Below are 13,364 nucleotides of genomic sequence, written 5' to 3' on the forward strand. Positions count from 1 at the left end.
TATGACGGCAGCTCCGCTCTTCCGAGCCCGGATTCGGGCGATGCGGGGGCTCTAGAAAAAAAACGAAAAAAAAGGGATTGACCCGGAAGCTGCAACTTCCTAATTTGAAATCATGACTTCCACTGATCTCACCAAACGCCAGCTCGCGGTGCTCCAGTTCATCCGCGCGTTCGTCAAGGCCGAAGGGCGCAGCCCAACCCTGTCCGAGATCGGGAAGGGCGTCGGTTCCAGCGCTGTGAGCACCATCCACAAACACGTGCAGCACCTCATCGACAAGGGATTCCTGGGGCGCAGCCATGGCAAGGGCAACAATATCGTGATGCGCGACAAGCGGGCCGCAGCCGGAGGGTTGTCCAAATCTTCCGCGTTGAATGCCGGCGCGGAGGCCGATTTCGAAGCGGAGGCATGGGATGACGAGGAGGGCGGCGGCGGTCCGGCCGGCGGGTCCGGCGCCAGTCCCCGGATCCCGCATCTGGTGCCGGCGCGGATCCTGCCCTTCTGTGGTGATGTGGCCGCGGGAGCGCCCCTCATCCCCGAGACCCGGGCCCTCCCGGTGGAAGTGCCCAATTCCATCCATCGTGAACGGGATGATCTGTTCGTGCTCCGGGTCCGGGGCGATTCCATGATCGAGGACGCCATCCTCGACGGCGATCTGGTGGTGCTGCAGCGCAAGGCCGAGGTCCGCAACGGCGAGCGCGTCGTGGCTCTCATCGATGGGGAGGAGGCCACCCTGAAGGAATACCGCAAGGACAAGCAGGGCGTCTGGCTCATCCCGCATAATCCGGAACTCAAGCCGACCTGCTACGATCCGCGCCGCATCGACCTGCAAGGCGTGCTGGTGGGCGTGATGCGCAGCTGCTGAATCCCAGAATTTCGGTAGATCAGACGAGATCGGCTCTTAGGGCTCGGCCCATTTCCATTGTAGTCAGGAGCCCCCCCAGATCCTTGGTGGCCGCGCCTCCCATGAGGGCGTGTTTCACGGACCTCTCCACGGCCTGGGCGTTATCAGCCCAACCTAGATGCCTGAACATCAAGGCAGTGCTGAGGATAGCGCCCGTGGGATTGGCGATTCCCAGGCCGGCGATGTCCGGGGCCGAGCCATGGACCGGCTCGAAGAGCGCACCGCATCGGAAGGGATGGCCCATGGCCGTAGGCTCGTCAACGACGGCAAGATTCGCCGATGCGGCCAGCCCCATGCCGCCCTGGAAGGCCGCCAGCAGGTCGCTGACGAGGTCCCCGATCAAGTTGTCTGCGGCGATCACGCCGAAGTCACCAGGGCGCTGCACCAGGGCGCACAGCAAGGCATCCGCGTGCATGGCATTGGATCGGACCATGGGAAATTCGGCCTGCATGTGTTTGAACACTCGAAGCCAGAGGCCATGGCCATGTTTCAGCACATTGGCCTTGTGGGCGAGGGTCAGTGGGAAATCCAGGCGTTCCGCCCGCTGGAAGGCGGCCTTCAGCAGGCAGGCCACGGCCACCTCGGTGTGGACCGCGAAGTCCGTGGCGCCTTGCTTGGTGGTTTCGCCCTTCAGGCAATAGGGGCCCTCGGTGTTCTCCCGGAATACCTCCACATGGATGCCGGCGGCCGCAATCCCCTTCAAGGGGACGTGGGCGTCCAGCATGGGCTCGCAGGGCCGGTGGTTCACCCGCAGCCGCAGATCTTTCCGCAGGCGCAGCAGGATTTCCTCCGCATGCCGTCCGTCGGGAACCCTCGGATCCCCGACGGCGCCAAACAGGATCGCATCGAAGCCGTCGCGAAGCCGCACGAACGTCGTGTCCGAGAGGGTTTCGCCAGAGGCAAGGAAATACTCCGCGCCATGGGGAAAAATCTCCCATTCCACCGGTCGGCCGCGGCCCCTGGCCCACTCGAGCAAAGGAAGCGCCTCGGCCAGGACCTCGGGGCCGATTCCGTCACCAGGGATTACTGCGATCCGTGCCATTGCCTAATAGTCACACGACTGGAAGGTGGGATACTGAGTCCAGGTTCAAGGAGCCCTCATGCACAGGTTCACGACTTCAGCCGTTTCAAGCCTTTCGCTGCTCGCCTGCTTCTCCCTCTTCGGCGGCGACGCCAGCGGCCTGAAGGAAGGCCAGCAGGCCCCGCCCATCCAGGCCCAGGACCAGAACGGCAAGACCATCCAGCTGTCGGATTTCGCCGGAAAATCAACCGTGGTCCTGTATTTCTATCCCAAGGACGACACCCCGGGCTGCACGAAAGAAGCCTGCAGCCTCCGCGATGGACACGCGGAGCTCAAGGCTGCGGGAGCCGTGGTGCTGGGGGTCAGCAGCGACGACGTCAAGAGCCACGAGGCCTTCGCAGCCAAGTACCACCTGCCTTTCAGCTTGCTGGCGGACCCGGGGAAGGCCATCATCAACGCCTATGGCGTGAAGATGTTCGGCCTGAACTATGCGAAGCGCGTCACCTTCGTGATCGACCGCAAGGGAGTCATCCGCAAGATCTTCCAGGACGTGAAACCCGCGGGCCATGACCAGGAAGTGCTGGCTGCGGTCAAGGCCCTCGGTTGAATTCAAGCCTTCACAATATTTAATCAAGCTTGGCTGGAAGGCTGATGGCCTTCGAGATACACTCAGTCTTCTCAGCCTTGAGGGTTCAACAATGGTGTTTTTCAATCACGCCACCCGTCAGATGACGGCCAAGATCGTTTATTACGGTCCTGGTTTGTGCGGGAAAACGACCAATCTCAACACGATCTATGGCAAGACATCCACCAAGGCCCGCGGTGAGATGGTGAGCCTCAATACCGAAACCGACCGCACGCTGTTCTTCGATCTTCTGCCCATGGATGTGGGAATGGTGGGCGGTTTCAAGACCAAACTGCAGCTTTATACCGTTCCTGGCCAGGTGTTTTACAACAGCACTAGGAAGCTCGTGCTGAAGGGTGTCGATGGCATCGTGTTCGTGGTGGACAGCCAAGTGCCGATGCTGGATGCCAGCAAGGAAAGCTTGCAGAATCTCGAAGAGAACCTTCGCGAGCTGGGCCTCAAACTGGGCGATATCCCCACCGTTTTTCAATGGAACAAGCGGGACCTGAAAAATATCGTCCCGGTGGAGCAGCTGGAAAAGGAATTGAATGTCCGGGGCCTGCCCAGCTTCCAGTCCTGCGCCCAGGACGGCACCGGTGTCTTCGAGACCCTGCGGGGCATCACCAAGCTGAGCCTCACCCACATCAAGACCCATGTGCTCGGCGAAACCACGGCGCCGGCGCCGACCGCCGGTTCCAGGGACGCCAAGCCGGCCCCCATCAAGATCGTCGTTCCAGACACCATTCCCGCGCCCACCCGGGATCCTTCGCTGCCCTCCGCGGTGGCGCTGACCACCAACGATCTTCCCGCCTTCTCCAAAATGCTGGATGAAGACACAGGCTACAAACCGGCGCCAACGCCGGCTCCCGTCCAACCCATCACGCCGCCCGCCTTCCCGCCCCTCACGCCGGTGTTCCAGGATGCGAACCCGCTTGAGACCCAGCCAATGACCGCCTTGAAGGACAAAGGCGACCATCCCGATTTGAGCGCGCATCCCCTGCCGGATGAAGACGTGGCGGATCTCCCCGCCGCCCAGCCGCCGGTGGCCATCCAGGCCGCGCCCGTCGCGCCTGCGCCGCACATCGAAGCTCCGCCGCCGCCCGCACCATGGTCGCCTCCGACCCAGCCGTTGCCGGAGCCCAAGAAGCCCACCATTTCCCTGGCTCCGATCAAGCATGTGGCGCCCGCGCCGAAATCGCCCAATCCCAAAGATGCGATCAATTCCCTGCTAGGCGAACTGACCATGGTCGGCAAGCTTGGGACTCCGTCGGTGGTGCGCGTGGATCTGCCGGGCGACATGGATCAAGGGGAAGTGGAAGTGATGGTCGTGGTGAAGCAGAAGGGCCAGATCATCGGCGAAGGAAGCCTGAAACGCCCCGCTCCGTCCAAGGGCGTTGCGGCCAAGCTCAGCGTCGAACTCAGGCGTCCCTGATTCCGTGGGGCTCCCCTCCGCATTTCATACCGCTGTTTATTTCTGCCTAGGCGCGGCCCTGGCCTATGGACAGGAACTCCCACCGTGGTGGAAGGCCTTCGCCAACGTGCCCCGCATCCAGTCGGCCTTCGTGCAGACTTCCGACAGCGCGGTCTTCGGCAAGCTGAAACGGAAGGGCAGCGTCCGGCTGGCCAAGGGCGGACGGCTGCGCGTGGTCTATGAGGACGGGTTGGAGCTCGTGGCCGATGGGCGATCCCTGATCCAATTCGATCCCGATACCCGCACCGCCCAGCGGATGGAGCTTTCGGAAGCCGCGCGGGAAGCGCCCTTGCTGCGGTTGCTGACGGATCCAACCAAACTCGGCGGCACCTACGCCATCGAACCCTCCCCCAACGGCCAGGTTTGGTTGAAGCCCCTGAAGAAGGGACTGCCGGAGGTCCGCGTCGAAGGTTCCGGAAGTCTTCCGAAGCGGTTGATGTGGACCGATGCTTCAGGCGCGGGCCAGGTCCTGGAACTGCTGGGCGCCAACATCCCGGCGAAACCTTTTCCGGCTGGCACCTTCGACTTCCAGCCTCCCAAGAACACGCGATGGCTGGGCAAGTAGAGGCGGCGAAGGATGCCTTTCCATAGGAAAACGGCCTGCCTCACAACAAGGCTTCGATCTCCGCGTCGGTGAGGATGCGGTTGCCGCGCTTGGCCCGGTCCAGGATCCGCTCCACCCGTTGGTCGTTCACATCATGTCCATTCATCTCGAGCCAGTAGACGACATTGCTGTGGCCCGCGACGGGGCCGATCTCGATTTCCTGCCGGCGGCCCACCAGGCTGGCGGGAACCGCGCTGTAGACCGCGTCCGCGAGCTGGGCATCGCCGCGCGTGAGCGCCTTCACGATGGCCGCGGCATGGACTCCGGTGCCCGTGCGGAAGGCGTCGCGGCCCAGCACCGGATAGTTGGCCGGAATCTCGACATCGCAAAGCTCCGCCACGCGTTCGCCCAGGGCCGGCAAGTCCGTGAGATCGCCCTCCCAATACCCCATCAGGATGAGGTTCATCATCAGCTGGTCCAGGGCCACATTGCCGCAGCGCTCGCCGATGCCGAGGATCGTTCCATGGAGCCGGTCCGCGCCGGCCTCGAAGGCCGCGATGGCATTCGCCACGCCGAGGCCCCGATCGTTGTGGCCATGCCAGTCCACGCGGATCCGCCGTCCTTCGAGCACTTCCTCGCGGATGAACCGGACGAGGTTGCGGACGCCTTCGGGGGTGGCGTGGCCGCAGGTGTCGGAAAGGCAGATGGCTTCGGCGCCTTCGTCCAGCGCCGCTCGGTAGATGGCCTTCAGGACTTCCGGATTGGCCCTGGTCGTGTCCTCCGTGACCATCATCATGGGAATGGAATGCAGGCGGCAGAAAATGGCTGCGCTGCGCACGGTCTGGACCAGGAAGGCCGCGTCCCAGCCCTCCACGTCCATCCGCACCGGACTGGAACCCAGGAAGGCGCCCACTTCCAGCGGTATGCCGACTTTCTGCTGGATCTCGGCGACATGGACCAGATCGGCCTCGAGGGTCCGCACCGCCGCATTGGGCGAGATGGGCAGACGGTGGTCACGGATTTCAAACAACAGGGCCTTCACGGCCGCCGAAGCCTTGGGTCCGGCCCCGGGCATGCCCAGGTCCACGCTGTGGATGCCCAGTTTCGACAGCCGATGCAGCAGATCCCGCTTGGCCGATATTTCCGGATCCCGCACCGAAGGGCTCTGTAGTCCGTCACGCAGGGTCTCGTCCAGAAGCAGAGGAACCCGTCCGTCCAGGGACGCGGGTGCCCGGCCAGCGCGGTTCCAATCATGGATGAGGGGCGGCCAATTCATTGGCCCAGCTTACCGGGGTCTGGCGCGTCGGCCATCGCAGCGAGGACTTCCCAGCCGCCCCTCATCGCGGCTCGAGGCCATCATGCTTCTGTTTTCTCGGTTCGGCGACCCAGGCCACCAGGATCGAGATGAAGTAGAGGCTGAGCAGGACCGCAGTGAAGAACACGGTGGTGAGGATCACGTCGCCGGGCGTGAAGAAGGCGCTGAACACGAGTATCAGAATGGTGGCATGGCGCCAGTATTTGAGCATCCAGCGGGCCGTGACGATCCGGAACCGCGCCAGGAAATAGAACAGCACCGGCAGTTCGAACATGATGCCGGTGATGAGCACGGTGCTGATGAACAGGTCCAGGTAGTCGGCCACGTGGAGATTGGCCCGCAGGCCCGCCTGTGCGGCCTCCTGGAACAGGATGTCGCCCAGGAACTTGAACGCCTGGTAGTAGGCGAACACGGCGCCGCCGATGAAACATCCGCTGGTGGCCACCACGAAGGGGATGGCCAGGCGCTTCTCGCGGTCATAGAGCCCCGGACGGATGAAGGCCCACAGTTGGTAGAAAAGGAATGGCGCCGCCAGGAAGGCCGCCGCCCATAGCGAGAGCCGCATCAGCGAGATGAAGGGCTCGGTCAGATCCGTGAAAGCGAAGGGCGCGTTGGGCCCGACCAATTCGGAAACCGGGCGGTGCAGTTGCCTCGCCATGGCATCCAGGAAGGGTTTTTCCGCCCATTCCAGCAGCTTGAAGCGCAGGGGCGGGATGCCTTTGTAGCCGAATGGAAAGCCATAGGTGAACGCGAAGGCCGCGATGACGATGAGCAGGGAACGCACGATCCGCATCCGCAATTCCTGCAGATGCTCCCAGAAACTCATCTGGTTGGGCGATGTGTCCGGCGCTGCCACTGAGGTGCGTTATTTCTTTTCGGCGGTGACGTCTTCCTTCACGGCATCCGTCAGCTCTTTGCTGGCCTTCTTGAACTCCTGGATGCCCTTGCCCAGGCTTTTGCCCAGTTCGGGCAGCCGCGAGGGGCCGAAGAAGATCAGCAATCCGAGGCCGATGAGGAGCATTTCCGTGAGTCCGAGATTGCCCATGTGAGCCTCCAATCAGATTTGATGTATCAAGCGTGGTTTTGTTTAAGGAATCAATTCTGCCATCGAAAGGCCGGCGGGGATCTGAATTTCCATGAGCAGCATGGCTTGGCCGTGGGTCTTGCCCTGGGCGTCGGTCTTCACGCTTTCGCTGCCGCCGCCGCCCAGCGAATCATGGAGCAGGAAATTCAGCGCCCGCAGGTTGGGCACCTCGAACCGCTCCACTTCCCCGAAGCAGATCTGGCTGAAGTGGCGCTTCACCCGTTCAGGCGTCACGGCTTCCCGGATGAGGCGGTAGCCCGCGTCGGTGTAGGCGATGAGGCCCACGTTGGAGCCGTCGCCTTTGTCGCCGGAGCGAGCATGGGCAATTTGTCCGAGCTGGATCGTGGTCATCCGACGCTTCTCCTACCGATGGAATGGTAAACCCACCCGTCGGCCTTCATGGCCTCGGGGCGGAAGAGGTTGCGGCCATCGAACATGATCTTGGCCTTGAGCTTGCGCGCCGCGGCATCCAGGTCCGCGGCCTTGTACTGGGGCCACTCCGTGGCGATGAGCAGGGCGTCGGCGCCTTCGCAGCAGGAAATGGGATCGTCCGCATAGGTCACCCGGTCGCCGATCTTGGCCTTCACTGCGGGCACGGCTTCGAAATCATGCACGGCGACGGTGGCGCCCAAGGCCAGGAGGCTATCGATCAGCTCGATGCTCATGGACTCCCGGATGTCGTCGGTATGCGCCTTGAAGGCCAGGCCCCACAGCGCGAAATGGCGGCCCGCCAGCGGCGATGGGGCGCCGCCCACCACATCGAAGTGTTTGCGGATCTTGGAAGCCAGCACCTGCTTCTGGTGGCGGTTGGCTTCCACGGTCGCCGAAAGCGCCATCAATGGGTGCCCGTGCTCCCGGCCGGTCTTGAGCAGGGCCTGCAGGTCTTTCGGGAAGCAGGAGCCGCCGAAGCCGGGACCAGGATTGAGGAAGGCCGGGCCGATGCGATGGTCGGCCCCGATGGCGATTTTCACGTGGTCCACATCGGCGCCGATGGCTTCGCAAAGTCCGGCGATCTCATTGATGAAGCTGATGCGCAGGGCGAGCATGGCGTTGGCGGCGTATTTCGTGAGTTCAGCGGAGGCGGGGTCCATGCGGAACCACTTGCCGCCGGAGGATTCCAGGAAGGGGCTGTAAAGCGCCTTCATCACGCCTTCGGCGAAATCGGTGGCGCAGCCCACCACCACCCGGTCGGGCTCCAGGAAATCGTGGATGGCGCTGCCTTCCCGGAGGAATTCCGGATTGCTCACCACCTCGAAGGCCCGATCCGTTCCCGTCCCGGCGATGAGGGCAGAAACCCGGGCTGCGGTTCCCACGGGCACCGTGCTCTTGTCCACGACGATGAGCGGCCGGGCGTCCTTCGGGCGGAGATCCAGGGCCGAGCCGATCTGGGCGGCCACCTGCAGCACGAAGCGCAGGTCCGCGCTCCCGTCCTCGCTCTGGGGGGTGCCCACGCAGATGAAGGCTGCATCCGCGCCGGCGATGCCATCCTTCAGATCGGTGCTGAAGGCCAGTGTTCCGCCGGCCAGATGGCGGTTGAATAGTTCATCGAGGCCCGGTTCAAAAATCGGAACCTCGCCTTTCCGCAACCGGGCGACCTTGCCCTCGTCCACGTCCACGCCCAGCACGGTATGGCCGGCTTCCGCGAAGCAGGCGGCGGCCACGAGGCCCACGTATCCCGATCCAATGACAATTACGCGCATTCAACCAGTGTACCCCGAGCAATCGGGGCCTGGCTCTTGCTAAGATGAGGGCAGATCAGGAGTTCGCATGTTCGCAATGGCCTTGCTGGAAGGCAATGGGATCAATCTGTGGGAAGTGGTGCTCCACGGCGGGCCCGTGGCCAAATTGGTGCTGTTGCTTCTGGTCTTCTTCTCGGTCGTTTCATGGGTCGTGATCATCCTGAAGGGACTGCTCATTTCCAGAAGCCGCCGGGCCACCGAATCCTTCCGCGCCGCATTCCGGCGCACCAATGACTGGCGGGAGCTGAAGCAGCAGGCGGGTTTCTTCACCATGAGTCCCCTGCTCGGCCTCTTCAATGCCGGCTATACCGAGGTGACCTACCAGCTCCGCACACCGGCCGCGGGCGGCCGGGCCTACATCCGCAGCATGGAAGCCGTGGAGCGCAGCCTCACCCGCGCCTCGGTGGTCGAAATGGGCCGCATGGAACGCCACCTGGGGATCCTGGCCACCATCGCCGCCGTGAGCCCCTTCGTCGGCCTCCTTGGAACGGTCTGGGGCATCATCTATGCCTTCCAGGGCATCGGCGCCACGGGCAACGCGAATCTCGCGACGGTGGCGCCGGGCATTTCTGAGGCCCTCGTGGCCACCGCCATCGGCCTGTTCGCGGCCATCCCGGCGCTCATGGCCTACAACTTCTTCCAGGGCCAGCTCAAGCAGTGGCAGACCGAGCTGGATGATTTCTCCCTGGAATTCATCAGCCTTTCCGAGCGGAATTTCACGTGACCCAGCCCTTGCTGCCGCTTTCCCTGGATTGGGAGGACTGGTTCCAGCTCTGTTGCCCGCCCTTTGACGGCCAGGATGCCCTGGATCGGTTCGAGGACCGCCTGGAGAAGGCCACGGATCTGGCCTTGCAGCTCTGTGCCGAGACGGGAGCCAAGGGAACCTGGTTCTGCCTCGCCGACCAGGCGAAACGCCATCCAGCCCTGTTGCGCCGCATCATCTCGGGCGGCCATCGGGTCGGCCTGCACGGCCTCACGCACCAGCGCGCCTTCACCATGGATCGGGCGGACTTCCGGCAATCCCTGGCGGACGGCAAGGCCCTTCTCGAAGATCTCTCGGGTGTCCGGGTATTGGGCTTCCGCGCGCCGGAATGGAGCCTTCGGGAGGGGGCCCTCGAGTATTGGCAGGAACTGCCGGCGCTCGGGTTCACGTTCGATTCCAGCCGCGCGCCCCTCAAGGTCTTAGGAGATCCTTCCTGGCCGCGGCGTCCCTATCGCCTCGCCCACGGGCTTTGGGAATTGCCGCCGCCAGTGCTGGGCCTCGGTCCAGTGACCGTGCCGCTCTGGGGATGGGCCATGCGCCTGTTGCCGGAATCCATTCTGTTGGCGGAACTCAACGCCTTGCAGGCCGGAAATGCCGGCACGCCCCTGGTCCTGCATCCCTGGGAGCTGGACGAAGGCCAGCCCTTGCTCCCCCAGGCCTCCCTCGGCCATCGCTTCGCCCATCGCGCGGGACTGCGGGGTTATGGGCGGCGGCTGAGGAAGCTCTGGTCCGGCCTGCGGTTGGTGCCGCTGGAGTCCTGGATCGAAGGCAGGGAGTTGGCCGAGGTCCGGGAGTCGGAGCTGGTGCTGCGGGAAGCGCACACGTGAAGCCACTGGTACTGCTGGCGCCATCGGAAGAGAAGGCAAGCGGCGGACATACCGGAAAACTGAGCGAGACCCCCGCCCAGAAGTGGGTGCGGGAGATGCTGGTGGAACTGGTGGTCCATGGCGGTCCGGATGCCTGCGCCAAGGCCTTTGCCGTGAAAGGCGCCCTGCTCGGCCAGGCCCGCGAAGAGGCCCTGGCCCTGCGCCATCCGGTGCCCCTGATGGCTGCGCTGGAGCGCTACCAGGGCGTCGCCTTCGGCGCCTTGGCTGCCGCGACCTTGCCTCGGGAAGCATGGAAGCAGGTCTTCATCCTCTCGAATCTCCGCGGACTGGTGCGTGGCGATGAGATGGTGCCCCCCTACAAGTTGAAGCTGGATGCGATCCCGAGGCTCAAGGCCCATTGGCGCATGCACCTGGGCCCGCTGCTGGCCACGATTCCCGAAGGCCCACTCTGGGAGCTGCTGCCGGGGGCGCACGCCGAACTGCTGAAGGAGTGGGAACGCCCGCGGCACACGCTTGACATCGCGGCTGAGGACGGGAGGGCCATCAGCCATTTCTCGAAGCTGTACCGCGGCCGCGTGGCGAGGTGGATCCTGGAACACGGGCAAGGGGAACCCGCCAAAGTGGCGCGCGGGAGGATTCCAGGGTGCCGTTGGGAGCGGCCCCAGGAGAATGCCAAGGGCGGGAAAATGCTGAGGCTGATCGTGCTTCATGGGGCCGGGGCGTGAGCTGTGGCGACGGCAGGCCTATCTTCTTCCAGCGCCAACCGACGCTTCCCCTTGCCGTGCAGGCATTTCTTAGAACACGGCTGGAAGCGGCGCTTGAGAACCCCGCGGACCGGGCGCTGCTGGCCTGGCCCACGGTGCTGGGCGCGCCAAGGCTGCGGCAGGAATTCCCAAGGGGGATTCCGGAGCAGGCGCTGCTCTCCCAAGCCGCAGGGATGCTGAGGGATCTCGGCGTGGCCGATCCCGGAGCCGCGTGGCGGGATGCCACCGCGCGCTTTCCCGGCACCGCGGAGCAGGGGGAGACGGGCTTCAGGCCCCATCGCGATTGGGGCTCCCTGGGACCTTTGGTGAGCCTGCGGTGCGGGGTCGCGCTGTCCGCGCTGACAGAGGTTCCCATGGATGGAAGCTATGGGTTGAAGGCCGGGGTGGCGCTGTTCAACAGCGCGCTCTACCACGAGACCCACGACGCGCTGGAGGCGCTCTGGAAGGATGCGCAGGGCCCGCTGCGGGAAGGCTTGCAGGGGCTCATCCTGATGGCCGCGGGCTACCACCATCTCCAACTCCACAACCGGAGCGGAATGAAGGCCGTATGGGAGGAATCCTTCCACCGCCTGGATGGATCTGGCGGACTGCTGGACACGCCCTGGGGCAGGGTGGATCATCGCGATGCGATCGAGCGCACAAGGGAGCGCATGGCCTGCATCCATTCCGGGACCGAAGATTTCGAGCCGCTCTGGGCCCTGCCCGTGCCGCGATGGGAGATTCCATGATCACGTGCGATGTGCTGGTGTTAGGCGCGGGCATCGCAGGTTGCGTATCGGCGCTGCGGGCCGCGGAGCTGGGCGCGGACGTGGTGCTGGTGGCCAAGGACGAGCTGGGCCTGACCAACACTTCCTGGGCTCAAGGGGGCATCGTCGGGCTCCCAGGCAGCCACGAAGACGATTCGCCTGCGCTGCTCGCCTCGGACATCGAAGCGGCCGGCGCGGGGCTGTGCCGCCCCGAGGCGGTGCGCCTGCTGGCGGAAGAAGGCCCCCAGCTTTGCAGGGACTTCCTTTGGAGCCGGCTGGGCGTGCCCTTCGACCAGAACGCCGAGGGCGAGCCGGATCCCACCCGGGAGGCCGCCCATAGCGCCAAGCGCATCTTCCACGCGAAGGATGCGACCGGCCTGGCCATCCAGCGCGCGCTCAATGAGGCCGTGGGCCTGCATCCGCGTATCCGCGTGATCGAGAACCGCATGCTGGTGGATCTGCTCACGCTGCCCCACCATGCGGCGGATCCGCTCCAGGTCTATGATCCGCTGCAGGTGTGGGGGGGCTACCTTTTCAACGAAAAAGATGGAGCGGTGACCGCCGCGGTGGCCAAACGGACCGTGCTCGCGACCGGAGGGCTGGGCTACCTCTACCTGCACACGACGAATCCCTCCTCCGCCACCGGGGATGGCCTGGCGGCCGCCTACCGCGCCACCGCGCGCATCGTGAATTGCGAATACATCCAATTCCATCCGACGGCGCTCTACGTGCCGGGCAAACCCCGGATGCTCTTGACGGAGGCCCTCCGTGGCGAGGGGGCCCTCCTCGTGAACCGCAAGGGCGAGCGGTTCATGGAGAAGTACGCGCCGGACCAGATGGAGCTGGCGCCCCGCGACGTGGTCAGCCGGGCCATCTTCCAGGAACTGGCCATGAGCGGAGAGGCTTCAGTTTATTTGGATCTGAGACCCTTGCAGGCCAGGCTCGACATCATGCAGCACTTCCCCACGGTCTACGCAGCCTGCATGGCGGAGGCGCTGGATCCCCTGAGACAGCCCATCCCGGTGGTGCCCGCGGCGCACTATTTCTGCGGCGGCGTGCTGGTGGACCTGGACGGCCGCACGAGCCTGCCGGGCCTCTACGCCGCCGGCGAAGTGGCCTGCACGGGTCTGCACGGCGCCAATCGTCTGGCTTCCACCTCGCTGCTGGAAGGACTGCTCTGGGGCCACCGCGCCGCCGAGGCCATCGCCGGCGAGTTGCCTGGGATCAAGGCCCCGGAGGCACGCCAATTCGCCGCCTGGCAGCCTCCGGTCGAATCCGAGGAACCCGATCCCCTGCTTGTGGATCAGGACTGGAGCCTCATCCGCGCGACGCTGTGGAATTATGCCGGCATCGTCCGCAACGGTGCGCGCCTGGAACGCGGCCGGGCGGACATGGGCTACCTCTACCACCGCATCGAGCGCTTCTACCGCGAAGCGCCCCTCTCCCGGCGGATCATCGAACTGCGCAGCGCCATCATCTGCGCCCGGCTGATCCTGAAAGCCGCGCTCCTCAATCGGGAGAGCCGCGGCTGCCACTACCGGGTGGATTGAACCAGCCCGCATTC

General features: G+C 64.6%; 15 protein-coding genes. 9 read left to right on the plus strand and 6 right to left on the minus strand.

Features of this window, described 5'->3' with window-relative positions:
• The first annotated feature begins 112 nt into the window (after positions 1-112).
• On the plus strand, positions 113-862 hold the full coding sequence (gene lexA / locus IPQ13_01330) for a repressor LexA (protein ID MBL0209548.1): 750 nt from the start codon (positions 113-115) through the stop codon (positions 860-862).
• A 19-nt stretch (positions 863-881) separates the two neighbouring features.
• On the opposite strand, the gene IPQ13_01335 is transcribed toward lexA, so the two are convergent.
• The gene (locus IPQ13_01335) at positions 882-1,943 is read right to left on the minus strand and encodes an isocitrate/isopropylmalate dehydrogenase family protein (protein ID MBL0209549.1); all 1,062 of its coding nucleotides are present in this window, start codon (positions 1,941-1,943) and stop codon (positions 882-884) included.
• Between the two features lie 58 nt (positions 1,944-2,001).
• Between IPQ13_01335 and IPQ13_01340 the strand changes: the two genes are divergently transcribed.
• The 3 genes from IPQ13_01340 (at position 2,002) to IPQ13_01350 (ending at position 4,583) form a co-directional block, all read left to right on the plus strand.
• Positions 2,002-2,529 carry a peroxiredoxin gene (locus IPQ13_01340; GenBank protein ID MBL0209550.1) on the plus strand — a complete coding sequence of 176 codons (528 nt, stop codon included), beginning with the start codon at positions 2,002-2,004 and terminating at the stop codon, positions 2,527-2,529.
• 91 nt (positions 2,530-2,620) lie between these two features.
• Positions 2,621-3,979 carry a hypothetical protein gene (locus IPQ13_01345; protein MBL0209551.1) on the plus strand — a complete coding sequence of 453 codons (1,359 nt, stop codon included), beginning with the start codon at positions 2,621-2,623 and terminating at the stop codon, positions 3,977-3,979.
• A gap of 4 nt (positions 3,980-3,983) precedes the next feature.
• Positions 3,984-4,583 carry an outer membrane lipoprotein carrier protein LolA gene (locus IPQ13_01350; GenBank protein ID MBL0209552.1) on the plus strand — a complete coding sequence of 200 codons (600 nt, stop codon included), beginning with the start codon at positions 3,984-3,986 and terminating at the stop codon, positions 4,581-4,583.
• 40 nt (positions 4,584-4,623) lie between these two features.
• Here IPQ13_01350 and IPQ13_01355 read toward each other — a convergent pair whose 3' ends face one another.
• From IPQ13_01355 to IPQ13_01375, 5 genes are all read right to left on the minus strand, one after another.
• Entirely contained in the window at positions 4,624-5,838 is a 1,215-nt protein-coding gene (locus tag IPQ13_01355) for a 2-isopropylmalate synthase (protein MBL0209553.1), read from the minus strand.
• A gap of 61 nt (positions 5,839-5,899) precedes the next feature.
• Positions 5,900-6,703 carry a twin-arginine translocase subunit TatC gene (tatC, locus tag IPQ13_01360; protein ID MBL0209554.1) on the minus strand — a complete coding sequence of 268 codons (804 nt, stop codon included), beginning with the start codon at positions 6,701-6,703 and terminating at the stop codon, positions 5,900-5,902.
• Between the two features lie 39 nt (positions 6,704-6,742).
• Complete coding sequence (locus IPQ13_01365) at positions 6,743-6,922, minus strand: twin-arginine translocase TatA/TatE family subunit (GenBank protein MBL0209555.1); 180 nt, start codon at positions 6,920-6,922, stop codon at positions 6,743-6,745.
• Positions 6,923-6,964: 42 nt separating this feature from the next.
• The gene (locus tag IPQ13_01370) at positions 6,965-7,312 is read right to left on the minus strand and encodes a hypothetical protein (GenBank protein ID MBL0209556.1); all 348 of its coding nucleotides are present in this window, start codon (positions 7,310-7,312) and stop codon (positions 6,965-6,967) included.
• A complete protein-coding gene (locus IPQ13_01375; protein ID MBL0209557.1) occupies positions 7,309-8,661 on the minus strand; it encodes a UDP-glucose/GDP-mannose dehydrogenase family protein in 1,353 nt (450 codons plus the stop codon). Before IPQ13_01375 ends, IPQ13_01370 begins: the two co-directional genes overlap by 4 nt.
• Before the next feature lie 67 nt (positions 8,662-8,728).
• Between IPQ13_01375 and IPQ13_01380 the strand changes: the two genes are divergently transcribed.
• From IPQ13_01380 to nadB, 5 genes are all read left to right on the plus strand, one after another.
• Positions 8,729-9,424 (plus strand): MotA/TolQ/ExbB proton channel family protein, encoded by a 696-nt coding sequence (locus tag IPQ13_01380; protein ID MBL0209558.1) that lies wholly within the window; start codon positions 8,729-8,731, stop codon positions 9,422-9,424.
• Entirely contained in the window at positions 9,421-10,290 is an 870-nt protein-coding gene (locus IPQ13_01385) for a DUF3473 domain-containing protein (GenBank protein MBL0209559.1), read from the plus strand. The genes IPQ13_01380 and IPQ13_01385 overlap by 4 nt, the downstream gene beginning before the upstream one ends.
• Positions 10,287-11,015 (plus strand): peroxide stress protein YaaA, encoded by a 729-nt coding sequence (gene yaaA, locus IPQ13_01390; protein ID MBL0209560.1) that lies wholly within the window; start codon positions 10,287-10,289, stop codon positions 11,013-11,015. The genes IPQ13_01385 and yaaA overlap by 4 nt, the downstream gene beginning before the upstream one ends.
• A gap of 392 nt (positions 11,016-11,407) precedes the next feature.
• Positions 11,408-11,782 carry a DUF309 domain-containing protein gene (locus tag IPQ13_01395; protein MBL0209561.1) on the plus strand — a complete coding sequence of 125 codons (375 nt, stop codon included), beginning with the start codon at positions 11,408-11,410 and terminating at the stop codon, positions 11,780-11,782.
• Positions 11,779-13,350 carry an L-aspartate oxidase gene (gene nadB, locus IPQ13_01400; protein ID MBL0209562.1) on the plus strand — a complete coding sequence of 524 codons (1,572 nt, stop codon included), beginning with the start codon at positions 11,779-11,781 and terminating at the stop codon, positions 13,348-13,350. The genes IPQ13_01395 and nadB overlap by 4 nt, the downstream gene beginning before the upstream one ends.
• Positions 13,351-13,364 lie beyond the last annotated feature (14 nt).

The organism is Holophagaceae bacterium (assembly GCA_016720465.1).
Lineage (GTDB): Bacteria > Acidobacteriota > Holophagae > Holophagales > Holophagaceae > JANXPB01.